The organism is Limosilactobacillus avium (assembly GCF_947381485.1).
In the GTDB taxonomy this organism is placed as follows: domain Bacteria; phylum Bacillota; class Bacilli; order Lactobacillales; family Lactobacillaceae; genus Limosilactobacillus; species Limosilactobacillus avium.
The window spans coordinates 48,629-70,844 of record NZ_CANCWN010000006.1 but is presented as its reverse complement, the minus strand read 5'-3'; the positions used below and the strand labels follow the sequence as shown (position 1 = coordinate 70,844).

20 protein-coding genes, 1 tRNA gene and 1 pseudogene are annotated in these 22,216 nt (G+C 51.7%); 8 read left to right on the top strand and 14 right to left on the bottom strand.

Features of this window, described 5'->3' with window-relative positions; all coding sequences use genetic code 11:
- Positions 1-72 precede the first annotated feature (72 nt).
- Together QOS01_RS03565 and QOS01_RS03560 are read right to left on the bottom strand one after the other, a co-directional pair.
- Positions 73-429: a DUF3368 domain-containing protein gene (locus QOS01_RS03565; RefSeq protein ID WP_283621143.1), complete on the bottom strand. Its 357-nt coding sequence runs from the start codon at positions 427-429 to the stop codon at positions 73-75.
- Between the two features lie 45 nt (positions 430-474).
- Positions 475-900 (bottom strand): MerR family transcriptional regulator, encoded by a 426-nt coding sequence (locus QOS01_RS03560; protein ID WP_408612446.1) that lies wholly within the window; start codon positions 898-900, stop codon positions 475-477.
- Between the two features lie 224 nt (positions 901-1,124).
- On the opposite strand from QOS01_RS03560, the gene QOS01_RS03555 reads away from it, so the two are divergent.
- Positions 1,125-2,564, top strand: a complete 1,440-nt coding sequence (locus QOS01_RS03555; protein WP_283621149.1) for an MDR family MFS transporter — start codon at positions 1,125-1,127, stop codon at positions 2,562-2,564.
- Position 2,565: 1 nt separating this feature from the next.
- Complete coding sequence (locus QOS01_RS03550) at positions 2,566-3,285, top strand: DUF4811 domain-containing protein (protein ID WP_283621142.1); 720 nt, start codon at positions 2,566-2,568, stop codon at positions 3,283-3,285.
- Positions 3,286-3,336: 51 nt separating this feature from the next.
- Here QOS01_RS03550 and QOS01_RS03545 read toward each other — a convergent pair whose 3' ends face one another.
- Positions 3,337-4,203, bottom strand: a complete 867-nt coding sequence (locus tag QOS01_RS03545) for an RluA family pseudouridine synthase (protein ID WP_283621141.1) — start codon at positions 4,201-4,203, stop codon at positions 3,337-3,339.
- Between the two features lie 63 nt (positions 4,204-4,266).
- Positions 4,267-4,341: transfer RNA gene (locus tag QOS01_RS03540), tRNA-Asp, on the bottom strand.
- Positions 4,342-4,526: 185 nt separating this feature from the next.
- Between QOS01_RS03540 and mprF the strand changes: the two genes are divergently transcribed.
- The gene (mprF, locus tag QOS01_RS03535) at positions 4,527-7,115 is read left to right on the top strand and encodes a bifunctional lysylphosphatidylglycerol flippase/synthetase MprF (RefSeq protein ID WP_283621140.1); all 2,589 of its coding nucleotides are present in this window, start codon (positions 4,527-4,529) and stop codon (positions 7,113-7,115) included.
- Between the two features lie 335 nt (positions 7,116-7,450).
- Here mprF and QOS01_RS03530 read toward each other — a convergent pair whose 3' ends face one another.
- Both QOS01_RS03530 and QOS01_RS03525 read right to left on the bottom strand, forming a co-directional pair.
- Positions 7,451-8,023 (bottom strand): DJ-1 family glyoxalase III, encoded by a 573-nt coding sequence (locus tag QOS01_RS03530; protein WP_283621139.1) that lies wholly within the window; start codon positions 8,021-8,023, stop codon positions 7,451-7,453.
- An 18-nt stretch (positions 8,024-8,041) separates the two neighbouring features.
- Positions 8,042-9,028 (bottom strand): alpha/beta hydrolase fold domain-containing protein, encoded by a 987-nt coding sequence (locus tag QOS01_RS03525; RefSeq protein ID WP_283621138.1) that lies wholly within the window; start codon positions 9,026-9,028, stop codon positions 8,042-8,044.
- A 104-nt stretch (positions 9,029-9,132) separates the two neighbouring features.
- On the opposite strand from QOS01_RS03525, the gene QOS01_RS03520 reads away from it, so the two are divergent.
- Positions 9,133-10,461 carry a replication-associated recombination protein A gene (locus QOS01_RS03520; RefSeq protein ID WP_283621137.1) on the top strand — a complete coding sequence of 443 codons (1,329 nt, stop codon included), beginning with the start codon at positions 9,133-9,135 and terminating at the stop codon, positions 10,459-10,461.
- A 23-nt stretch (positions 10,462-10,484) separates the two neighbouring features.
- Here the strand turns inward: QOS01_RS03520 and QOS01_RS03515 are convergent.
- From QOS01_RS03515 to QOS01_RS03495, 5 genes and pseudogenes are all read right to left on the bottom strand, one after another.
- Positions 10,485-11,981, bottom strand: a pseudogene (locus QOS01_RS03515) (MFS transporter).
- A gap of 110 nt (positions 11,982-12,091) precedes the next feature.
- The gene (locus tag QOS01_RS03510) at positions 12,092-12,760 is read right to left on the bottom strand and encodes a type 1 glutamine amidotransferase (protein WP_283621136.1); all 669 of its coding nucleotides are present in this window, start codon (positions 12,758-12,760) and stop codon (positions 12,092-12,094) included.
- Between the two features lie 129 nt (positions 12,761-12,889).
- Positions 12,890-13,537 carry a uracil-DNA glycosylase gene (locus tag QOS01_RS03505; RefSeq protein WP_283621135.1) on the bottom strand — a complete coding sequence of 216 codons (648 nt, stop codon included), beginning with the start codon at positions 13,535-13,537 and terminating at the stop codon, positions 12,890-12,892.
- A gap of 9 nt (positions 13,538-13,546) precedes the next feature.
- Positions 13,547-14,914: a threonine/serine exporter family protein gene (locus QOS01_RS03500; protein WP_283621134.1), complete on the bottom strand. Its 1,368-nt coding sequence runs from the start codon at positions 14,912-14,914 to the stop codon at positions 13,547-13,549.
- A 90-nt stretch (positions 14,915-15,004) separates the two neighbouring features.
- Positions 15,005-15,883, bottom strand: coding sequence for a LysR family transcriptional regulator (locus tag QOS01_RS03495; RefSeq protein WP_283621133.1), 879 nt, complete (start codon positions 15,881-15,883; stop codon positions 15,005-15,007).
- Positions 15,884-16,008: 125 nt separating this feature from the next.
- Here QOS01_RS03495 and QOS01_RS03490 point away from each other — a divergent pair, with 125 nt between their 5' ends.
- The 3 genes from QOS01_RS03490 (at position 16,009) to ttdB (ending at position 18,769) form a co-directional block, all read left to right on the top strand.
- Positions 16,009-17,007, top strand: coding sequence for an AraC family transcriptional regulator (locus QOS01_RS03490; protein WP_283621132.1), 999 nt, complete (start codon positions 16,009-16,011; stop codon positions 17,005-17,007).
- A gap of 228 nt (positions 17,008-17,235) precedes the next feature.
- A complete protein-coding gene (gene ttdA, locus QOS01_RS03485; protein WP_283621131.1) occupies positions 17,236-18,156 on the top strand; it encodes a L(+)-tartrate dehydratase subunit alpha in 921 nt (306 codons plus the stop codon).
- Position 18,157: 1 nt separating this feature from the next.
- Positions 18,158-18,769, top strand: a complete 612-nt coding sequence (gene ttdB / locus QOS01_RS03480; protein ID WP_047768200.1) for a L(+)-tartrate dehydratase subunit beta — start codon at positions 18,158-18,160, stop codon at positions 18,767-18,769.
- A gap of 69 nt (positions 18,770-18,838) precedes the next feature.
- Here ttdB and QOS01_RS03475 read toward each other — a convergent pair whose 3' ends face one another.
- Positions 18,839-20,461 carry an alpha-amylase family protein gene (locus tag QOS01_RS03475; RefSeq protein ID WP_283621130.1) on the bottom strand — a complete coding sequence of 541 codons (1,623 nt, stop codon included), beginning with the start codon at positions 20,459-20,461 and terminating at the stop codon, positions 18,839-18,841.
- 154 nt (positions 20,462-20,615) lie between these two features.
- Here QOS01_RS03475 and QOS01_RS03470 point away from each other — a divergent pair, with 154 nt between their 5' ends.
- Entirely contained in the window at positions 20,616-21,620 is a 1,005-nt protein-coding gene (locus QOS01_RS03470; protein WP_283621129.1) for a LacI family DNA-binding transcriptional regulator, read from the top strand.
- A gap of 77 nt (positions 21,621-21,697) precedes the next feature.
- On the opposite strand, the gene QOS01_RS03465 is transcribed toward QOS01_RS03470, so the two are convergent.
- Positions 21,698-21,829, bottom strand: coding sequence for a hypothetical protein (locus QOS01_RS03465; RefSeq protein ID WP_283621128.1), 132 nt, complete (start codon positions 21,827-21,829; stop codon positions 21,698-21,700).
- A gap of 59 nt (positions 21,830-21,888) precedes the next feature.
- Positions 21,889-22,215 (bottom strand): hypothetical protein, encoded by a 327-nt coding sequence (locus tag QOS01_RS03460; protein ID WP_283621127.1) that lies wholly within the window; start codon positions 22,213-22,215, stop codon positions 21,889-21,891.
- Between the last annotated feature and the right edge of the window lies 1 nt (position 22,216).

The following is a 22,216-nucleotide window of genomic DNA, read 5'->3' as shown; positions in this document are numbered from 1 at the left end:
TCAGAATATATTTCTGAAGTCAGCCAACCTACCATTTACAAAACGTTCAGAAGTTATTTGCCAACTTTTAACCTAATCCTCCGTTGGCAACTGTTCTTCCTGGTCTTCCCAAGCGTCTGGCCAAGCCACAACCGGTTCACCATCATCATCAAACTCGGTGTCCGTCAACTTATTCAAGATTGCTTCATAGTAAGGCTTGCACAGCCGTAAACTTTCGTTGACCAGTTCGCCATGGCCCATAAAGTTGTTTTGGTTAAGAATTTCGTTGATTGAACTCATCACTTCATTGGAAACCTTAGAACTCAAGATTTCCAGGCTACCGGCTTCGTACTGATTAACGTAAAATCCAATAAAAGACCGCAGCGCATTTTCCTTAGCGTCACCGCTAAGTTCACTATAAGTTTGACTCACGTTACTCGTTCCCTTCATATCATAGTACTTCATTTTTACCATAACACAAAAGTGGTCAAATGGTTAATGCGACGACTGGGGATTCACACTGCGCAGGTGAAGGGTCGAACCATCCTGGTCAACTTTGGCGTAGACCTCCTTCGTCGGATCCTCAGCCAGTTTTCCCAGGACAACTTCGCCGCTTTCGTCTTCATCCTGGTGAATATCAACGATCTGGTCAGCCATGAAGCGCTGAAAGATCTTACCAAGCTTCTGCCGTTCCTGTTCCTTTTGGACCGCCATTGCCAGCGTGTAGCCCTGGTCTAAGAAATACTTAATTGTGTATACCCGGAAAATAGTAAATAACTTGAAGCGGTGGTTCTTATTCTTCTCATCCTGGCTGGACTTAATATAGCCCTTTCGTTCCCAATAACGGATCTGGCTAGTCGACACCCCCGTGACCTGGGCTAATTCGGTCATGGTGATTTGCAGCTTGTCGTCACTTAGCATCCGCCGAAACTGATCCTTTAACACGTATATCTTCCTGCCTTTCCATATTTTCAGCTATATTTTATAAATAACTAGTTACCTTTGTCAAATTATTTGACAAAGGTGTTGAATTATCCTATTATTAGTTCTTGTTAACATTTTTGGAGAAAAGAGGTTCTTTGATAGTGAATGATAAGGTTCAAACAACCACTGATATCAATGGTCAACCATATAATCGTTCATTGATGGTTTTGGTCCTATTAATTGGAGCCTTCTGTACCATCCTTAACCAGACGATTTTGTCAACGGCCTTTCCGGCATTAATGAAGGCCTTTGACATCAGCACTTCCACCGTGCAATGGTTGACAACCGGTTTCTTAATGGTCAACGGGATCATGATCCCAATTAGTGCCTACCTCAGTAGCCGGTTCAACACCAAGAGGCTTTTTATTATTGCCATGACTGTCTTCGAGATTGGAACAATCCTCTCATGGCTTGCCCCCTCATTTGCGGCCCTCTTAACCGGCCGGCTAATTCAGGCCGTGGGGGTCGGCATCAACATGCCCCTGATGCAAAATATTATGCTGACGATTTATCCGCCAGAAAAGCGGGGCGCCGCCATGGGAATCAACGGCCTGGTAATTGGCCTGGCCCCCGCAATTGGCCCGACCCTTTCCGGATGGGTAATTGATAACTACAGTTGGCGGTGGCTCTTCGGGATGATCGTTCCCATTGCTGCCCTCGTAATCATTGCTAGTTTTGTCCTGGTTAAAAACGTTATTCCTAACCGGCGGCCCAAGTTGGACTGGCTCTCCGTTATTATCTCAACCCTCGGCTTCGGAAACATGCTCTACGGCTTCTCGAGTGTCGGTGACAAGGGGTGGACGGACCCAGTTGTCCTGGCAACCATCGTGATTGGGGCCATCCTGGTTGTCTTCCTGGTTCTTCGCCAGAATAAGCTGGATGAACCCTTCCTGGAATTCAAGGTATTCAAGAGCGGTGAATTTACCCTGGCAACCATCCTTAGCTCAATCGTCATGATGGCAATGGTCGGGGTGGAACTGGTAATTCCCCTTTACCTGCAAATCATCCACGGTATGTCGGCCTTCCATTCCGGACTGACCCTCTTATTTGGGGCCCTCTTCATGGGGATCATGAGCCCAATTACCGGGAACCTCTTTGACCGGCACGGGGCCAAGCGGCTGGCCGTCACCGGGATGTTTATCCTGACTGTTGGCACTCTCCCGTTTGCCTTCATCACCCGGGATACCCCGACAATCTACATCGTCTTCCTGTACGCTGTCCGGATGTTTGGAATCTCTATGGTGATGATGCCCGTCACGACAGCCGGCATGAATTCGCTGCCGTTCAACTTAATTTCACACGGGACCGCGGTTAACAACACCCTCCGTCAGGTTGCCACCTCGGTCGGGACCGCGATCATGATTTCGGTTTTAACCAACGTGACCAAGAATAACCAACCCGGCCACGCCCTGTTAAAAGCCTCCCCGCTCCAGTACAAATCACAGATGTTTGACGCAACCTTGATGGGCTACCACGCCGCATTCTGGTTTGCAATCATCTTCTCAATTTTAGGACTGATTTTGACCTTCTTTGTCACGAGCGGAAACGGGATTCACCTCCGGATTGACTCGGCAGATATGAAAGAAAAGGAGGAGAAGTAACTTGATCATCATTATTATGTTCGCATCAGCGGTTGCGCTGTTTGCCAGCATCATGTTCATTAATCGGCTGCAAGTCCGCGTCCCCCTTACAATCCTAATGGGCATTATCTTTGTGGGTTCAACCGCCATGATGACCCTTAACTACAGTCACCATTTTGGGATGCACCAGGAAACGACCACTACCAAGAAGGTTATCTATTCTGCATCCAACTCGTCACTCCCCCTGGCCCTCTACCAGCCAGTCGGCACGAGTGGCAAAGATGACGTCTACATTTACAACAGTAAGAAACGGCAAAAGACGCCTGATCATACCCAGGCCAACGAGTACACCCATAGCAAAATCAAGTGGACGAAGCGGTTAACACCCCGCCTGGTTACGACGGAAACGCGGTGGCGTTACAATAACGGTTTCTTCCGGATCATGTACATGGGTACGGGGATGGACGGGACCCTCGTCAAGCGGACCAACGTCCTGGAGTACCCCCAGGCTTATGTCAAAATTACCACCAAGCAAGCAGGCCAGCTGAAGAAACAGGCAGCTTCACCAGCCGCAAAGAAGGCCCAGGCTACTGCTGCTGAACAGGGCCGGTCAGCCGTTGCCGCTAAGGTTCAACAGGCACTCGCCCAGAATCCTAAGATGTCCGCAAGTCAAATTCAACGCGTTACCCTCCAGGCTGAACAAGAAGTCCAGGCACAGGCAGTTAAGGCAATGCTTAAATAGTAAAATAAAACGACTTCTCGTGTCCGCTGAGACACAAGGAGTCGTTTTGTTTTATATCTCAAATTCATCCGGCAACGGTGAGGTAAACGCCAATTGCTTCTGGCTAAATGGGTCGATAAACGCCAACTTGCTGGCATGAAGGAGCTGTGTTTGGTACTTGCTCGTGTCCCCACCATACAGGGGGTCACCAACCAGGGGATGACCGATTGCCGCAAAGTGTACCCGGATCTGGTGCGTCCGCCCGGTGTGCAGACGGGCCCGGACCCGTGAAAATCCAGCTGCACTCTTTTCGACCCAGTACTCAGTGACCGCCGGTTGGCCATCCGCCGCGATTACCCGTTGGGCCTGCCCTTCCCGCCGGGCAATCGGCTTGTCAATCGTCCCATGGTCCGCTTCAAAAGAACCCGTGACGATTGCCGTGTATTCCTTAAGCATCCGGTGCTGCTGGACCTGCTGGCTAATCATGCTGGAGGCTACGTGGTGTTTAGCGACCAACATCAGCCCACCCGTATCACGGTCTAAACGGGTAATCAGGTGGGGCCGCTGGTCTGGCGACTGCTGGGCAATCAGGTAGCCCGTTACCCGGTTCAGCACCGTGTCGTTATCGACGGTGGGGCCAGGAATCGAAGTTACTCCCGCCGGCTTGTCGACTACCAGCCAGTTGTCATCTTCGTAAACAAGCTTGAGCGGCGCATGACTGACCTTTACTTGGGGGTCCGCCATCTCGGGAGCCACCTTAATGGTCAACGGTTGGTGGGGAAGGATCTTTGTCGTTGGCCGGATAACGCGATGGTCCACGAGAAATTCACCCTGTCCCTTCTTGATATCGTTAAATAGGCGGTGCCCCATCCCCAGTGACTGTAAGAACTTCTTAATTTTCATTGGTTCCGTACCGTTGTAAACCCAACTTGCTTGCATTGCTTTTCTCCTTTTGTGCACAAAAAAAGTTGAGTGCAACGACTCAACTTCAATCAATATAAGCGGTCCGTACGAGACTCGAACTCGTGATCTCATCCGTGACAGGGATGCGTCCTAAACCAACTAGACCAACGGACCATTTGACAACAATTAAGAGTATACGAAACTTTTGCGCCCCCGTCAACTAAAATTTTGATTTTTCCCATAATTAATTTTCTAATAGCTTATAATGGTTATGTTAGTTTATTAATTTTATAAGGGAATCGTTTTAATTAACCGCCAAATGCGGTAATTATGATTACACGTCCAAAGGAGATTATGATATGCAATCACTGGGCAACCACTTTATCACCTGGTGGGAAAAGTATTCGCGCTACGTCAAACTACTTTTCGTCACTTCGGTCCTAATATTTGTCATTCACGCCCTCGGCAGCTTTTTCAAAACGGTCGAATGGCACCAGGTCGGTGTTGGGCTGGCAAGTCTTTCCTGGACCAGCATTATTTTTCTGTTAATCACGGGCTGCATTGCCGTCGTCCCCATGCTTGGCTACGACTTTACCATCGTCCACTTTCTACCGGGGAAGTTTTCCCGTTCCTATATTATCCGCTGCGGCTGGATCACCAACACACTGACGAATATCGCCGGTTTCGGTGGAATCCTCGGGGCAACTCTGCGGGCCTACTTTTACCGGAAGAGTGCTACAAAGAAGGATATCCTCCTGGCAATTTCTAAGATCGCCGTCTTCCTCCTGTCGGGGCTCTCAATCCTTTGCTGGATTGCCCTGATCGTGATGTTTGGCTTCCACGACGGTGGCCACTTTAACCAGTACGCAATTTGGCTAGTTGGTGGCGGCCTATACTTCCCGGTTGTCCTTTACTTTACCCTCGTTAATAATAACCGCCTCTTCAAGGAGGTCACTCCCAAGCTTGAAGCATTCATTGTCGGCAGCTCAACTCTCGAATGGCTCTTTGTTGCCCTCTTCTTCCTCCTCGTCGGCTGGTGTCTGGGAATCCGCAACAACCTGATCAACGTCTTGCCCCTCTACGCCGTTGCCCAGGTAATTGGGGTTCTCTCAATGATTCCGGGGGCGCTGGGTTCGTTCGACGTCATGATGGTCTTTGAGCTTTCCCTCTTGGGAGTCCCAAAGACAACAATCGTTATCTGGATTCTCCTTTTCCGGATCTTCTACTACATTGTCCCCCTCATCCTGGCCGGACTGCTCTTCATCCATAACCTGGCCCACCAGGTCAACGAATTCTTTGACGGTCTGCCGCTAATGATGCTCCGCAAGACCGCCTACTACCTGATTACGGCCTTCATGTACATCTCGGGAGTCCTGATGCTACTAACCGCCTCAATCCCGGACCTGACGGCAGAAAATAAGATTATTCAGCACCTGTACCCCTACACCTTTTTCTTTATTCACCAGCTGTCCACCATCCTCTTCGCGATCGCCATGCTGGCGTGTGCCCGGGGGCTCCAGGCGAAGGTTAAACGGGCCTACTGGCCAACTTTGGCCCTTCTTTTAATTGGGATTGCCAACACCATTTGGAACCTCGGCACGATTAGTTTGACCATCTACCTGGTAATCGTTCTCCTTCTGGTCTTGATGTCCAAGCACGTTCTGTACCGGGAGAAGCTCCAGTATTCCCTTGGTAAGTTCATCACCGACAGCCTCATTTTCGCTGGCAGCTGCATTCTCTACGTCATTGTGGGGGTCATCAATGCTCCCCAATACGCTAGCAAGCACCGGGTGCCCGCCTTTCTCTTCTTCCCTGGTGAACGGGTTTGGCTCTCCGGCCTTATCGGGCTGGGCCTCGGTTTGGTCCTAATGCTTTTAATCATCTGGTACTTCACGGCCAAGCGGGACCCCTTCAGTGCAGTCCAAAGCTTTAATGCCGACCGGGCCCGCCAGGTAATCGATACCTTCGGGGGAAACGAGACCAGCCACCTGGCCTTTCTGCGGGACAAGAACCTTTACTACTACCAAAAGGATGGGCAAGACCAGCTCTTCTTCATGTACCGGCGCAAGTATGACCGGCTCGTCGTGATGGGGGACCCCGTTGGTAACCAAGCGGTCCTCCGCGAGGCCATTCGCCAGTTTGTCCGGGAAGCGGATCGCTACGACTACGAGATCGTCTTCTACGAGGTTTCGAGCAAGCTTACCATGCTCCTCCACGAATTTGGCTTTGACTTTATCAAGACCGGTGAAAGCGGCCTAGTCACCCTGGCTGACTTTACCCTGGCTGGCAAAAAGCAGCGTTCACAGCGGGCCCTCATGCACAAGTTTGACCGGGAAGGCTACCAATTCTCGGTAATCAACCCGCCATTTAGTGACGACCAGCTGAAGGAATTGAAGACCGTGTCAGACAGTTGGCTCGGTGAACAGGTCGAGAAGGGCTTTTCCCTTGGTTTCTTTGACCCCTACTACATCAACCAGGCGCCCGTGGGAACGGTGCGGGATAAGGACGGCAAGCTGGTGGCCTTTGCGACCTTCATGCCGACCGGTGGAAAAGAGATCTTGACTATCGACCTGATGCGGCACAGCAAGGACGCCCCTTCCGGAATCATGGATAAAATCTTCATCAGCATGTACCAGTATGGTCAGGAAAACGGCTATACCTACTTTGACCTGGGGATGGCTCCCTTATCGAACGTCGGTGAATACCAATTTAGTTTCCTGGAAGAAAAGATTGCCCACTTCATCTACGAGTATGGTTACCACCTCTATGGGTTCCAGGGGCTGCGGCACTACAAGGATAAGTATGCATCCCACTGGTCCTCACGTTACATCGCTTACCGGAAGAAGAATTCACTGGTTGCAAACATGTTGATCCTCGTCAGTGTTGTTAACCAACGGGTCGACCAGCAGCGGCGCCACCTCTTCATGTGGTGGGCCAACCATAATTAATAAGGCTGGGAAATAAGCTTCTCGGCATCCCGTACGGCTAGCATAGGACGGAGGTTGACGCTGAAAGCGTCAGCCTTCGTTCGTAGTCGAATAGACTTGCTCCGCTGCGCTAGACGCTAGGGATGCGCTTACGACGCGGAGCAAGCCTATTCGGTTTCCCGTAACTACGTTGTAATATTCGGAAAACTAAAAGAGGCTGGTGAGAAAACAAAGTTTTCTCCCAGCCTTACGGTACTCCCCAGAATACTACAATACAGTAAACCAAAGGCCGTTAGTGTCCGGAAATTTCGAACGCTAACGGCCTTTTCGTGTTTTTAAAGGGCTACCCCAAATATCTATTTCTGTGCCATCAAGTAGTCATAAAGCATCTCGTGCTTGATCTGCTTGGTATCTAAGCCCAACACCTCAGCAATCTGGTAGGCAAATGCCCATGCCGTTGCCGGACCCCGACTCGTAATAATCTTATGGCCCGCATCAACCACGGTAATGTCTTCTTTAAAGTGGGCGCCCTTAGCGACTTGGTCAATCTGCTTTTCAAAACCGGGGAAGCAGGTATAGTCACTGCCGTCCAGCAGGCCGTACTTGGCAAGGGCTGTTGGGGCCGCACACATTGCCGCGTCCCACTTACCAGCCGCGTTACGTTTTCTCATTAAGTCCGCCAGTTGCTGGTTAGCACCGAGCTTCTCGGCACCACCACGGCCACCGGGGAAGGCAACGACATCATAGTCCAGCAAGTGGTCATCAAGGGTCGTATCGCAGGTCAGTTCAATTCCGTGGGCCCCGGGAACTTGTTTATTTTCCAGGCCCACCATCGTGGTTTCAACACCCATCCGGCGCAAAACATCAACGATGCTCAATCCTTCAACTTCTTCACAACCGGGTGCAAAGACAACTGCTACTTTACTCACAAAAATCACCTCATAAATTTACCGATTAACAACTTCAACAACCTTCGTCATTACTTCTTCTGCCTCAGGAACCTGGTACAGGGGGTAAATGTGAAATAAGCGCCGACCAACGTGGTAGTCAACGTTGATTTGGGCGTCCCGGAGCTTTTGAACCAGGGCGTTGACGTCTGGGTACATGATTTCCCGGGTCCCTACAAAGACGGTTACGTCCCGGAGCTGGTCAATGTCACCGTAGAGCGGACTCACCCGAAAGTCACGGTGGTCAACGTTTCCTGCCCAGAGGTCGCCAATCTTTCTCAGACCCCAGCAGGCAAGGGTGACGTCCTTATCCTCGTACTTCTTAATCAGGGGGTTTTTTAAGTCGAGGTCCAGCCATGGTGAAAATAGGATCAGGTGCCCAGGCTGGGGCAGGCCCCGCTGACCCAAGTATTCGCTAAAGCCCAGGGCCAAACCCGCACCAGCGGAATCCCCCATTAAGGTAATGTCACTGGCCGGGGCACTCCCGTACAAGCGGGCGTAAAGCTGGCCAATCTGCTGGTAGGCACAACGGACAGTGGCGTTGGGGGCCAAGGAGTACAGGGGAACAACCACCTTGGCATCCGTCCGTTGGGCAAGGCGGTTCAGGTATTCCCAGTGGGTCTTGTCCGGCTGCTGGATGTAGGCACCCCCACACAGGTAGACAATAACCCGCTGGTCGTTTCCCCGTTCATTCAAGACGTAGACCGGCATCCCCTCCTGGGTAAACTGCTGTAATTTAATCCCCATCGTGACGTCTGGCATCACGTAAGGCGCTTTATTTTCCTTTGCTGCCGTCGTGAGTAGCTTATCAAAGGCCTGCGGGTCTGATAATGAATGTCTAAAGCCGCTGAGCTGAATGCCCATCTCCACAAAGGTGGACTTATTGGAACGGCTCTGCCCACAACGGTGCAACTCTTTAATGCTGGATTCAAAGTTGTCCGCTACCCGGGTCGCGATCCCAGTACGAAATAATTTTAATCGATCCATGCCCAGTTTCTCCTTTATTCGTTGATTCCACCTTTATCGTAACACGCTTATTGATTCAATTTTGTTAAGATTTAATTTAGAATGAGGGGAAAGGAAGTGTTCACATGCATCAAGAATCGCTCTTTGCCCAGGGGAACCCCCAAGCGACCCCGCTGGCGAACCGGGTCCGGCCGACCAGCCTCGACGAGTTTGTTGGCCAGCAGCACCTGATTGGGCCCGGCAAAGTTCTGCGTGAATTAATTGATAACGACCAACTCTCGTCTTTGATATTCTGGGGGCCACCCGGTGTGGGTAAGACCACCCTCGCCCGAATCATTGCCCACCGGGCAAAGGCCCACTTCATTACCTTCTCCGCGGTAACGAGCAGCATCAAGGATATCCGGAAGATTATGCAGGAGGCTGAGCAAAACCGGGAATATGGTGAACGGACGATTTGCTTCATTGACGAAATCCACCGTTTTAATAAGGCCCAGCAGGACGCCTTCCTCCCCTTTGTTGAGCGGGGGAGCATTATCCTGATTGGGGCCACCACCGAAAACCCGTCCTTTGAGATCAACTCCGCCCTCCTCAGCCGTTGCCGGGTGTTTGTCCTGAAGTCCTTGACCACAGCGGACATTGAGGAGGTCATTAAACGGGCCCTCCACCATCCTGCCGGCTTCCCGGAATTGCAAGTTGACTGCCAGCCGGACGCGATCCACCTGATTGCCCAGTTTGCCAACGGGGACGCCCGGGTCGCCTTAAATACCCTCGAAATGGCGGTATTAAATGGCCAACGAGACGGCCAGCAGGTTACCATCACGGAGGACGACCTCAGCCAGCTGATCAACACCCGGTCACTCCGCTACGACAAGCACGACGAGGAACACTACAACATCATTTCGGCCCTCCACAAGTCAATGCGGAACAGTGACGTTGACGCGGCAGTTTACTGGTGCTCGCGGATGCTGGATGGGGGTGAGGACCCATTATACATTGCCCGCCGCCTCGTCCGTTTTGCCAGTGAAGACATCGGCCTGGCGGACACCAACGCCCTAAACGTGGCCATTAACACCTTCTCGGCCTGTCAGTTTCTGGGGATGCCCGAGTGTGACGTCCACCTCACAGAATGTGTTATTTACCTGGCCTGCGCACCGAAATCAAACGCCGTCTATACCGCTCGTCAGAAGGCGAAGAAGGTAATCAAAAAAACCGGTAACTTACCGGTCCCCATGCAGATTCGTAATGCCCCCACCAAGCTGATGGACCAGCTTGGCTACGGCAAGGGCTACCAGTACGCCCACGACAGTAAGGACAAACTAACGACCATGAAGACGATTCCGCCAGAAATTGCTAACGAACACTTCTACCTACCAACCGACCAGGGACACGAACCCCGCTTCAAAGCCCGGCTTGAACAAATTAGGCGGTGGCACGAAAACCACCCCAGCAAATAAAAAAAGGGATATGGTGACTCACCCTAGTTGTGAGCATCATACCCCTTTTTTACCGCTGTGGTGCGGTGCCGCAATGACAGTGGCACCACAACGATTAGTGAGATGACAATTAAAACGATGGCCGCAATAACGATATTTCTGTACCCCAAATAAAGGATCCGCCGCATTTCGGGAATCAGCTCACGCGGGAGCTGGCTGGCGGTCTCAGCATTCGACAATTTGTTCAGCATCTGCATCGTGATGTCGCCATGGGCCATCCTTACTCCCTTGAACAGCTCCTGGTTGAGGATTACCCCGTAAACCGCCGCCATGATGGTCTAACTGAGGATCCGCAGTAGGTAGCCCAGGGAGGTGGCGATTGGCACGTCCCGCAGTTCGGCATCCGTCTGCACGCTAATCTGCAGGATGTTGAAAACCAGGCCAACCCCGAAGCCTTCAAAGGCGCCCATCAGGAGAAGGACCCAGAATGGGGCGCCCTGGCCACAAACGAGGATACCGACAAAGGCAATGAAGATAGCCGCGGCCCCACAGGTCACCAGCCAGTACTTCCCCCACCGGTCCTGGAGAAAGGGTACTAGTTCGGAACCGATGAAGTTAGTTACCGCGCCCGGAATCTGGGTCATCCCCCCGAGGAGGGCACTCAAGCCAAGAATCCCCTGGGCCCACATCGGGATGTAAGTAACAAAGGCAATAAAGGAGCCCCAGATGATAACAAAGAGGAGGAAGTCAATCACCAGCTCCCGGTTTTTAAACAAGCGACTCGGGATAATCGGGTCGACAGCCCGGCTGTCAACGCGGACCATCCAGAAGAGCAGGGCAAGTCCAATCACAAAGAGGGTGCCGATTAACCAGCCAGCTGCGCTCCCAATCAACTGGACCGCAACCAAAATGGTTACCAGACTAACCACTAGGAGGGAGGCGCCCAGGTAGTCGACTGGTTTACCAGCGGCCTGCTTTTTAGGACTCTTGTAGAAGGTCCCCACCAGGGTAATCGCAATTAGGGCAATTGGGACGTTGACGTAGAAGACCCAGTGCCAACTGAGGACATCAACGATCCACCCACCAAGGAGGGGCCCAATAATCGAAGCCGTCCCGAAACAGGCACTAGAGATGCCCAGCACTTCCGCCCGCTTGCGGAGATTCTGGTAGAGTTCCGCATAGACAATGAAGGGGATGGTGTTCATTCCTCCGGCACCGATTCCCATGACCGTCCGGGCGATGATAAACCACAGGATATTGGGCGCGATTCCTTGAAAGATCGCCCCCACAAGGAACAATAGCGTAGCGGTGATGTACGCCCGCTTATTTCCCTTGTGCTCCCCCATCTTACTCCACAGTGGGGTTGCCACGGCCATTCCTAATAGGAAAGTAGCCACAATCCAGCCCATGTATTGTAGGCCGTGCAGGTCACTGGTGATGGCCGGCAGGGCAGTGTTGACAATTGTCGCATCCATCCCCGCCATGATGTTGGAGAGAAGGAGTGCCCCGGTGACGAGTGTTCGTCGTTGATTTGCTTCCAAACGATTACCTCCTTTTTTAACCAAAACAAAGGCTGGAAAACAGGTTTCCAGCCTTTTCATACTAGTTTCTTATTATAAATAAGCTAACGACAAAAGTATAACATTCCAGCTTACTTAGTGATGAAGTCAAGCAGTTTGAACATTACCTGCTTGTTTTCGTCCGGAACCCCATGGGTAATAATCTCCGCCGGTGTCTGGTGGAGGTCATTGTGGTCCAGGGGATAGCCATCATCGTTGACGGCCATTTCACGGACATTATCGATCAGGGGCTCAAAGTGGAACTGCAGGCCAATGACGTTGTCGCCCAGTAAGAAGCCCTGGTTCTTTACCAGGTCACTACTGAAGATGAGCTGGGCCTGATCTGGGACCGTGAACATTTCTTCGTGCCAGTGCAGGGCAACCAACTTTTCAGGGATACCAGGAATGGCGTCACTTTGCCGGTAGACAGGTGCCCACCCGACTTCCTTGTGGGGAGCCTTAGTGATTGGATAACCCAGCGTTTTGGCAATTTGTTGGGCCCCGTAACAGGCCCCGAAGATTGGCTTGTGCTGGTCCAGCAGCTCCTGGATCAAAATCCGCTCCTGCTTAATCCAGGGCAGGTCATCGTTGGGACTCATCGGCCCGCCGAGGACAACCAGCAGGTCCGTTTCATCAGCCGTCGGGAGGTTACCAAACTGGTAAGGGTGGTAAACATAGAAAGCATGGTGGTTAACGTGTGCCCAGTCCTGAATCGATCCCGGACCTTCGTTAGGCGTGTGTTGTAAAACATTAACTCGCATCTGTTTTCCTTTCCATCGACGGCAAAGTTGGGTGTAGGTTTCGCCTGCAAATACCTAAGATAGGCGCATTATAACACCGTCCATCACTCTTTGACAACCACTCAAAAAGCAACCGACCACCAAGTGTGATCAGTTGCTTTTAATAATCTTTCCTAACTTTTGCCAGTCTTCCTCTACCGTGGGCATCAGCCGCCGGGCATACAGGACCGCGGCGGGATGGTACATCGGAACAAGCAGGTACTTTTTCTTCGTCCACTGGTAGCCCGTGTGATCCGGAGTGGCCTGCTGAATGGGTTGGACAATTTTCTGCCCATGGAGGTCGCCAATATTTGCGTGCGGGCCCAGCAAGCGTTGCAGGGCGGTGTTACCGAGCGGTACGATGATCCGCGGCTGGACCGTCGCCAGTTCCCAGTCAAACAGCGGTGCAAAGGCCAATACTTCTGATTTAGTCGGCGTCCGATTGGGCGTTTTCTCCACCACCTTACCGGTCTTTTTATCCCGGACCCGCTTGATTGAATACGGCCGGCGACGGACAACACTGGTGATGTAGGTGTTCGCACGTGAGTAGCCGATTGAGGCTAAGAAACGCATCAGCTCCTGTCCCGAGGCGCCGGAGAACGGAATGTTAACCTGTTCCTCATGGCGACCAGGGGCCTCACCGACGAGCATCAGGTCCGGGTACATTGGTCCCTGCCCCGGTGTAAAGCCGGTGAGCTTCCGGTCAGCCGTCCGCCTGTTCACCTCATCTAATAATTCTGGTGGGTACTTAATTATCATCAGACCACCCTATCCATTATGGCGCCATTTAACGTCGGTAAGAATCCGGGCCGTAATCAGACCGAGGGGCAAGAAGATGATGATCATCAGGGCCTTACTGAACCACAAAGCCCCCACACTGATGGAAGTTAAACCGATGTTATACATTGCCCGGTACATGTACAGCCCCGGGACCATGATAACTATCGATGGCACCGTGATGGAAATTTGTGGGTAGCGAACCTTCTTCTTAACCACCCAGGCAAGTAGTCCGGCAATTACGGCACCAATGAAGGCGGCCGCCCCTGCCGGGATGACGGTCAAGTCGACTAGTTCCAAGCGGGTGGTGTTGGCCACCGCCCCAATCAGGCCAGCCAGTGCCGCCATCTTCGGGGTACTGTTAAACATGATTGAGAAGCCAAAGACACCGCAAAAACTAGCTGGCAGGCGCAAGAGCATGTAGGCCAGCGGTGATAAGGCAATTGTCGGAAAGTTCTCGGGACGCAGGTTTACCGCCATGGCGACTACCCAACCGACCACGGTGGCCACGACCACAATCAAGGCCGCATAGGCCAACCGTTCAAGTCCCGACCGCATGTCCAGCTTAGAAAGGTCCAGGCCACTGGTGATGAATGGGAAGCCGGGGATGACAAAGAGCATTGCCCCGATGTAACCTGCTTCGTGGCGGGAGCTAACGTCAAAGCCCATCTGTAGGATGGTTAGCGAAAGCAGGTAGGACAGGCAGGCGACCGCCACCGCGACCCCAATTCCCGCAAACAAAGTAATGTGACGATCACTCATCTTCCGCCGGACATAGTTACCTAGCCCCGCACCAATGAAGCTGCAGACCATCTCGACTGGTCCCCCACCGAGGAGGAAAACGAAGGCGCTGCAGGCGAGGGCCGCTGCCAAGCCGACCTGCCACGGTGCATAATTACCCTTGGAATGGGCGATGTTTTCCAGGCGGGCATGGATATCCCCAATCGTCATCGAATCCCCGTGCGCATCGAAGTCCCGGATAAACTGTTCCATGTGGGAGAGCTTCGTCGTGTTGACCCCGGTTGTCGGCAGCGACAGGGCCTGCGTGTAACTGTGGTGGGCATCCATGCAGGTGTATTCGAGGGAAACCAGACCAATATCAACTGAACAGGTCATCTTTAACTTCCGGGCGACAATGTTCATCGAGTCACGAACTCGCCATGCCCCGGTTCCGTAAGAGAGCATCATCAAACCAATCCGGCCCACAATGGCTGCCCGTTCGATCAGATTCGCTTCACTGGCCGGTGTAAAATTATCGTTCGTAAAGAAGTCGTGCCACGGAATGGCCATGTGGTGTTTATTCGATAGATGAGGTGTCGGCTGAAACTTGCCTGACAGCAGTTCGTCGTCATTACTCATTACAATTTTCCTCCGCTTAATGTCACGTAATAATGTTAATCCAATTTCACAATTACCATTATACGTCCCTTGTCAACATTGCTTAGAAAATCACTTGATCCCCTTTAATTCCTCTACAAAAGCGGCCTCGTCGGGGGTCAAAACATAGCCCTCACGGGTGGCAACCGAGATTGTGAATTTTTCCGGAAGAGGGTCCTTAATGGCAATGGAGACAATCCCGGGTTCGTTTTGCAAGGCATCCTTGGCCATCAGGCTGATTCCGAGATCCTGGCGGACAAGTTCTTTTACCCAGGAGATATCAGGAACCCGGTAGTCACCCATCTGGGGATTGATCCCCGCATATGCGCAATACGCTTGTAAAGCGGCGTGGTGGACGTACTGCTGGTCATAATTAATGAAGTACTCATTGGCCAGCTCCTTGAAAAAGACCGCCTTACGCTTAGCGAGGGGGTTCTGGTCACTGACAATGATGTTATAGGGCCTAGTCGTGATCAGGCTGGCGAAGATTCCGGGCTGGTTAATTAGGTGATTGGACCCCAAAATAGCAATATCAATCTTTCCCTCCTGCAAGCGGTTCAGCAGTTCGTGAGACCCGACCGACACAATCTTCAACCGCTGCATGACGTTTTCCGGAGTCTGCTGGACGATCTTTGAGATGTACATCTTACCAATAATGGGTGGGAGGCCGAAGCGGATCTGCCGCTGGTTAGCCCGGCTGATTTCCTGGTGCATTAACGAAATCTTCTTATTGATTACCTTGGCGTTTTCAAACAGCATCATCCCACTCCGGGTGACCATCTCATCCCGGTGGACTTTGTCTTTGCGAATAAGTTTCGTGTTAAATTCACGCTCCAGCCGTTGGATCGACTGGGTGATCGTCGGTTGTGACACCTTAAAGTGCTTTGCTACCTGGGTGTAATTCTTGTATTTAACCAGGGCCACAAAATATTGGAGGTCACGGGTATTCATGGTTCTCATCCCCTTTAAGTTAAATACTACGCTAAAACCACCAAAAAGGAAAAGCTTATGATAAGACGAAGCGACACGATTCGCTATATAATAATAGGTAAGGTAATAAAGGAGGAGAAGTGCTCATGGGTCTTTCAAAAGCAATCAGTTCTTATTTTGACCAACTTATTTACGCCATTGGTAACTACCACTACAACTGGCACCCCGCAATCGAGCTACTACTGGTGATTCAGGGGCAGGTAATTGTCAATGTTGACGGCCACCAGTACCAGCTCGCCCCCGCTGACATGATCCTCATCAACGCCAACCAGGGCCACGCTACTCTGGCTGCCCACCCCAACACCTTAGCCATCCGGACCCATATCCAGCCCGCCTTCTTTCAAGAACAAGGGATTCAACTGAACACCGGAAAATTCAACTTAAACAGTGCCCTTAACCGCCACCACCACAGCTACCCGGCCCTGCGCCAGGCGGTTGGCCAGCTCTACTTTGCAAAGAACCCCTTTGAAAAAAATAGTGCCTGTTTCCGCCTGACCAGCTTACTGTACGAGAACTTCTTTACCCCTACGGACCGCGCCCAGGCGCCCAAGCAACGTAACGTTTACTTTGCCCAGGTGGCCAAGGACATTCAAAAGGACTACCAACGCCCGCTCAGCCTGGACATGCTGGCGAAAAAGTACGGGTACTCGAAACCCTACTTCTCAAAGCTGTTCAAGCAGCACTTCGGGATCGGCTTCTACGAGTTCTTGACCCGGGAACGGCTCCAGCACGCTTCCAGCGAACTTAACCACCTTCACGAAAAGATCAGTACGGTTGCCTTAAATAATGGCTTCACCGAGGTCAAGTCCTTCAACCTGGCCTTTAAAAAACACTTTGGGATCACCCCGTCCGCCTATCAGGAGAAGTATTCGCCCCAGGTAACTGCCGTGGATGCCCACTTCCAACAGGAAATCAGTCACCAGCAACTAGCGAGTGCCCGCCAGTGTCTTAAGGGCTTCTGCCACCCCCAAGATGAGGCCCAGCTCCTCGCAAACGACTGTCAAAACTGCGTCTATAAGAAGGATGGCCTCCGTTACCGCTTGCTCAAGAAAGAACTTGTTAAACTGCTCGATGATAAGAATTAGGATACCAACAATTTAACATTCTCCATCGCAATTTATAAATTAAAACGACTGTCATGACGACCACTAGGCCAATCTTGACAGCCTTTTTTTATATTTGAGAGGAATACTAATGATAATTCCAACAGTTGCGAGCAGCCCCTTTTTCGCAAAAAAGTGATTAAAAATGACATAGAAAGTTTGCGTTTTAACTCACATAATAATTACAGAATCTAAAGGAGGAATGATCCGATGAAGTACGACTATACTGAACCAACCCTTAGTACTAAGGGTGCTAAACTGCGCGACCTATTAGTCAAATACCTTGATATTTTTAGTCACCGTTTACCAGACGACGTTTCTAAGAAGTTAGTTGAATTCTCTAAAATTGAAGTTGACCCCCTGCAAAAGTTAGTTTACGACACAATGATGGAAAACCAGCGCTTAGCCGCTGAAGCCGACGTGCCAAGCTGTCAAGATACCGGGACATTGCAATTCTTCGTTAAGGTTGGGACCAAGTTCCCATTGATCGACGAACTGAACGAAATCCTCGTTGACGCTACCTACCGGGCTACCCAAATTGCCCCACTGCGGACCAACGCGGTCCAAACCTTCGACGAATACAACACCAACATTAACATTGGTGACGGTATTCCAGGAATCTTTACCCAACTGATGCCGCACAGCTCCGACATTGAGATTTACCCTTACATGGCCGGTGGTGGCTGTACCCTGCCAGGTGTGGCCAAGGTCTTAATGCCCGGTGAAGGTTACGAAGGGGTTACCCGCTTCGTCATGGACCGGATGACCACGTACGGTGTTAACGCCTGCCCACCACTCCTCGTCGGTGTTGGGGTTGCGACCTCCGTTGAAACCGCGGCAATGAACTCCAAGCTCGCCCTGCTGCGGCGGGTTGACTCCTATAACCCAAACAAGCGGGCTGCTAAGATGGAGCACCTCCTTGAAGACGGGATCAACGCAATTGGCCTTGGCCCTCAAGGATTTGGTGGTAAGAAGTCCGTCATGGGGGTTAACATCATTAACACCGCCCGGCACCCATCAGTTATCGGGGTTGGGGTCAGCACCGGTTGCTGGTCTCACCGTCGGGGCCTGATCAAGCTCGGCCAAGATCTTAACTACGAATTACCAATGAACAAGGGGGTTGAATTATAAAATGAAGACTTATCATTTGACTACACCAATTTCCGCTGACGACATCAAGGACATCCGGATTGGGGACATCGTTTACCTGACCGGGACCATGGTAACCGCACGTGACGACGCCCACCGCCGGGTTGTCAAGGAAGGGCTCAAGCTGCCCGTTGATATTAAGGACAAGGCTATCCTTCACGCCGGTCCAATCATTAAGTACCTGCCAGACAACAAGTACAAGATGGTTGCCGTTGGCCCAACCACCAGTATGCGGATGGAAATGTTTGAAGAAGAATTCGTCCACAAAACTGGTGTCCGCCTGATCATTGGTAAGGGTAGCATGGGTCCTGGTACGGCCCGGGCCTGCAAGAATGACAAGGCCCTGCAATTAGTCTACCCTGCCGGGAACGCCGTTTACGCTGCCAAGCACGTGGAAAAGATCGTTGACGCCCAATGGACCGACCTGGGGATGCCAGAAACCCTCTGGGTATGCAAGGTCAAGGACTTTGGCCCACTGGTTGTAACGATTGATACCAATGGTGACAACTTCTTCGACGCTAAGAAGGCCGAATTCAACAAGCGTAAGGAAGAACAAATTAAGAAGATAAGCGAACAGGTTCAATTTATCCAATAATTAAAACTTACTGTCAACATTTCATAAAGAGGCTGGGAGAGAACAACTTTCTCTCAGCCTCTTTCCTGTCTAGTGTGCAATCGAATAGAACGGTATCGACCGGGGTGTATCATTACAGAATTGGATCCCTGCTGGTTCATACCAGTCGTAGTGGCGGACCTGGTTGCCGCTCACCCACTCAGCCGGACAGTCGATTAACTGCCAATCCTGGGGCGTAAAGTGACTGGTTTGTTGGGCAGCCAGGACAAGGCTTTCGTGGAGTTCTTGGCGCTGATCTGCGGTAAGGATTCCCGGAACAGCGGAGATGAACAGGACCGTTCCCGACTCGGCCACTAGCTGGGCCCACTGCCGGTTGTAGTGCCAGTCAATCTGTTCGGTAATTCCAACGCAGTCAGCATCAATGCTAAAGAATGCCTGATCCTGGGGTAACCGGAAGGCTAGTGAGTTGATCCCAATTTGCCGGGTTCGCTCCCAGACTTTACCACTGGTATCGTCCCCTATCCGGGCTAACTGCATCAGGCCGGCACCGAGGTGACCAACCGTGTTGCAGCCCAGAATGAGGGTGTGGTAATGAGCAGCTGTTGAGTAGATAGCCTGGTAAAGCTGTTTAACAACTTCCGCATTGGTTAGTGTCCTGTTAAAGAAGTGCCAACCATCTGTGGTCACAAAGGGCCGCATCTGAAAGCCCCAGCGACCAAAGAGGTCGAAGGTCGTAAAGTCATGCTTAATTAGCTGGTACCCCCACTTGCAGAGCTGGGCAACGTCACCCTTGACCCGGTCCAAGACTGCCGGCACAGTTGGGTCTAGGGCGCCATTCAAGGGGTTGCGCCAGCTATCTGGAATTTCTTCACGGTGGTCGAGCAGGGGGCGGAACCAGATTCCCGGCTTCACGTCCTGGTCAACAATTTCCTGCGCCAAAGCCCCCATGTCGGGAAAGGCCGCGTTGCCAGCCCGCCATGGTCCCCCGTTGTAGCCATCGATAACGTGGTCGACCTGCCAGCCGTCGTCGATCACCATGAAGGGCCGGTTGGCAATCCCGGCGGTCAGGCCCTTCAGGTAGGCAGTATCGCTAACAATCTCCTTTGCCGAACTGCGTCCATAGGCATAGTACCAGTTATTGCTCCCGTAAACCGGCTCCTTAGGCAGTACCGGGTGGGGACTCATCAGGTGGCAGAAACGCTGGGTGGCCACAAAGGAAGTCACGTGCGCATACTTTTCACTGACCACTGTAGCCAACGTCAACTGACGGTCACCAAGCTCAACACTGCTTCCCCCGTTTCGGACATCCATGATCAGAGTGATTCCAGCTGGGTCGGCTTGCCAAAAACAGAAGGCGTTCGGTTGGGTCATTACTCCGTAGCCAGTGGTTGTGTCCCCATGATTTTCCATGAAGTACCAGGGCATGATTCGGTTCGGCGTTAACTTCTGCCAGCCCATTGTCCCATAGCCCCGCTCAACTTCATCAGCCAAAAATTGTGCCCGGGAATCAAAGTGGTGTTCCCAACGCAACCTTACAAAGCTAACTGGTACAGCCGAACTGATCTTGACCGCCACGCCCTGGGCTGTCAAATCATAGGTCACCTTTGTTTCAGCCACCGTGGTTTGTTGTCCCTGCCACTGTTTACTTGTCCGGCCGTTGTCATTAACCACCGTCACCAATTGCGGTGTCTGAAGGAAAAATTGTTCATTCATCATCATGCCCTCCTCGTTATTCGTTAGCTTTATTATAAAAGCGCTTTCGCTGATTAAGTTGATCAGTTAACAATTAGTGGAGGAGAAAATATGGTACAATCCTTGGTATAAAGGGAAACTAAACGTTTACTAACTTACTAAGGGAGGGACTATCATGGCCAGTATCAGGCAGATTGCTAAAATCACGGGGTTTTCCCCGGCAACCGTCTCCCGGGTCCTCAACCACGACCCACAATTGGCCGTCAAGAATAGTACGCGGCAGGCCATCATCCAAGCAGCTCACCAACTGGGCTACCAGGCGGGGCACCTTTCACAGATTGCGGCAATGAACCTGCAGCAAAGCCAAATTCTCGTTCTCCAAGTACCACAGGATCCCACCCTCGCCTACTTTTCTACCATCAACCAGGGGATTAGGGACGAGGCCACAATGCACGGCCTGACCATCGGGAAGTGGCTAACCATCCCCGACCAGGCTTTCTCATACCGCAGCGCTCAAAAGTTCCAGGCCGTGGTCCTGATTGGCGTCTTTGAACGGGCCTTTCTTGAGCAGCTTTACCAGTATAACCAGAATTTAATCATCGTTGATGACTACCGTTACTTTGCCAATTATGACCTGGTCCGTAATAACTACGAGGCGGCCACCGCAGCGGTCTTAAACCGTCTTTACCAGCTCGGTCACCGGCGAATTGCCTTTATTGGCGGCAGTGGGTACCCACTGAAGAAGGACGGCCACCACGGTGATAAAATTACTGATATCCGGACCAGCGCCTACCAAAGGTGGATGCAGGCCCACCAACTCGCGGCCCATACCTATGAGACCAGTTGGCACGCTGGGGAAGCGGCCCGGGCCATGGATGAAATTCTGCAAAGTTCCCTCCGTTTCGACGCCGTCTTGACCGCCAGTGATATTTTAGCGGCGGGCGTTTACCGGGCAGCCAAGCAGCACCAGGTTGCGATCCCGCAATCACTAGCGGTGGCCAGCTTTGATGACAGCCAACAGGCTACCCGCTTAACACCAGCCCTTTCCTCTGTCCGTCCCCACAGTTACGAGATGGGTAAAATGGCGGTCCGGCTTGTCCTGGAACGCCTGCTTGAGCACCGGAGTGTCCCCGTTCAGGCAATTCTCCCGGCTAACTTTATTGAACGTCGCAGCATTTAAGTAGCGTAGTAACCAAAGAGGCCTTCAGCACGCGGATTTTCCGAATGCTGAAGACCTCTTTATTTAATTCGACTAATTTAGATCTGCTGCTTCTTCAAGAAGAGATGGTCGACCTGGTAGCCGTAGTCTAATAGTTCCTTCTTATACCTCAGAAAAGAATGGTCGAGCGGAACGCCCGTAATCTTTTCGACCGCACTAAAGGGAATCATTAGGCGATCCTGGCCACAGTCTGCAATGTATTTTCACAATTGATCGTACTTACTCATTTTTAACGTCTCGTAATTTCCACAACCACCTGGGCAAATTCATGGCTGAAGATCGCCTTCTGGAGGTGGCTGCTAATGAAATACACGGTCGCGTGATCCTGGTCCACCGTAAACGCCAGTCGAGCAGAGCCAAGCTTCCCCAGGTTTAATCGAAACTCATAGATACTCTGGCCGGCAACCCGCCTCTTGGTCGCCAGCTTGACCTTAGTCATCCCCGTCGCAACCTCCCTGGTGATGGCCGCTTTAATTACTGCCTCCACATCGTTCTGCTGACGGCGGTGCTTCTTGAAGAAAGGCTTGCAGCCGTGTTCATAAAACTCAACCTGCATC

Coding starts and splice junctions, on each gene's coding strand:
- mprF (WP_283621140.1), top strand. CDS start 4,527: ATGCAATCACTGGGCAACCACTTTATCACCTGGTGGGAAAAGTATTCG.
- QOS01_RS03495 (WP_283621133.1), bottom strand. CDS start 15,883: ATGAATACCCGTGACCTCCAATATTTTGTGGCCCTGGTTAAATACAAG.
- ttdA (WP_283621131.1), top strand. CDS start 17,236: ATGAAGTACGACTATACTGAACCAACCCTTAGTACTAAGGGTGCTAAA.
- QOS01_RS03460 (WP_283621127.1), bottom strand. CDS start 22,215: ATGCAGGTTGAGTTTTATGAACACGGCTGCAAGCCTTTCTTCAAGAAG.
- QOS01_RS03565 (WP_283621143.1), bottom strand. CDS start 429: ATGAAGGGAACGAGTAACGTGAGTCAAACTTATAGTGAACTTAGCGGT.
- QOS01_RS03465 (WP_283621128.1), bottom strand. CDS start 21,829: ATGATTCCCTTTAGTGCGGTCGAAAAGATTACGGGCGTTCCGCTCGAC.
- QOS01_RS03475 (WP_283621130.1), bottom strand. CDS start 20,461: ATGAATGAACAATTTTTCCTTCAGACACCGCAATTGGTGACGGTGGTT.
- QOS01_RS03470 (WP_283621129.1), top strand. CDS start 20,616: ATGGCCAGTATCAGGCAGATTGCTAAAATCACGGGGTTTTCCCCGGCA.
- QOS01_RS03560 (WP_408612446.1), bottom strand. CDS start 900: ATGCTAAGTGACGACAAGCTGCAAATCACCATGACCGAATTAGCCCAG.
- QOS01_RS03510 (WP_283621136.1), bottom strand. CDS start 12,760: ATGCGAGTTAATGTTTTACAACACACGCCTAACGAAGGTCCGGGATCG.
- QOS01_RS03505 (WP_283621135.1), bottom strand. CDS start 13,537: ATGATAATTAAGTACCCACCAGAATTATTAGATGAGGTGAACAGGCGG.
- QOS01_RS03520 (WP_283621137.1), top strand. CDS start 9,133: ATGCATCAAGAATCGCTCTTTGCCCAGGGGAACCCCCAAGCGACCCCG.
- QOS01_RS03500 (WP_283621134.1), bottom strand. CDS start 14,914: ATGAGTAATGACGACGAACTGCTGTCAGGCAAGTTTCAGCCGACACCT.
- QOS01_RS03545 (WP_283621141.1), bottom strand. CDS start 4,203: ATGCAAGCAAGTTGGGTTTACAACGGTACGGAACCAATGAAAATTAAG.
- QOS01_RS03490 (WP_283621132.1), top strand. CDS start 16,009: ATGGGTCTTTCAAAAGCAATCAGTTCTTATTTTGACCAACTTATTTAC.
- ttdB (WP_047768200.1), top strand. CDS start 18,158: ATGAAGACTTATCATTTGACTACACCAATTTCCGCTGACGACATCAAG.
- QOS01_RS03525 (WP_283621138.1), bottom strand. CDS start 9,028: ATGGATCGATTAAAATTATTTCGTACTGGGATCGCGACCCGGGTAGCG.
- QOS01_RS03555 (WP_283621149.1), top strand. CDS start 1,125: ATGGTTTTGGTCCTATTAATTGGAGCCTTCTGTACCATCCTTAACCAG.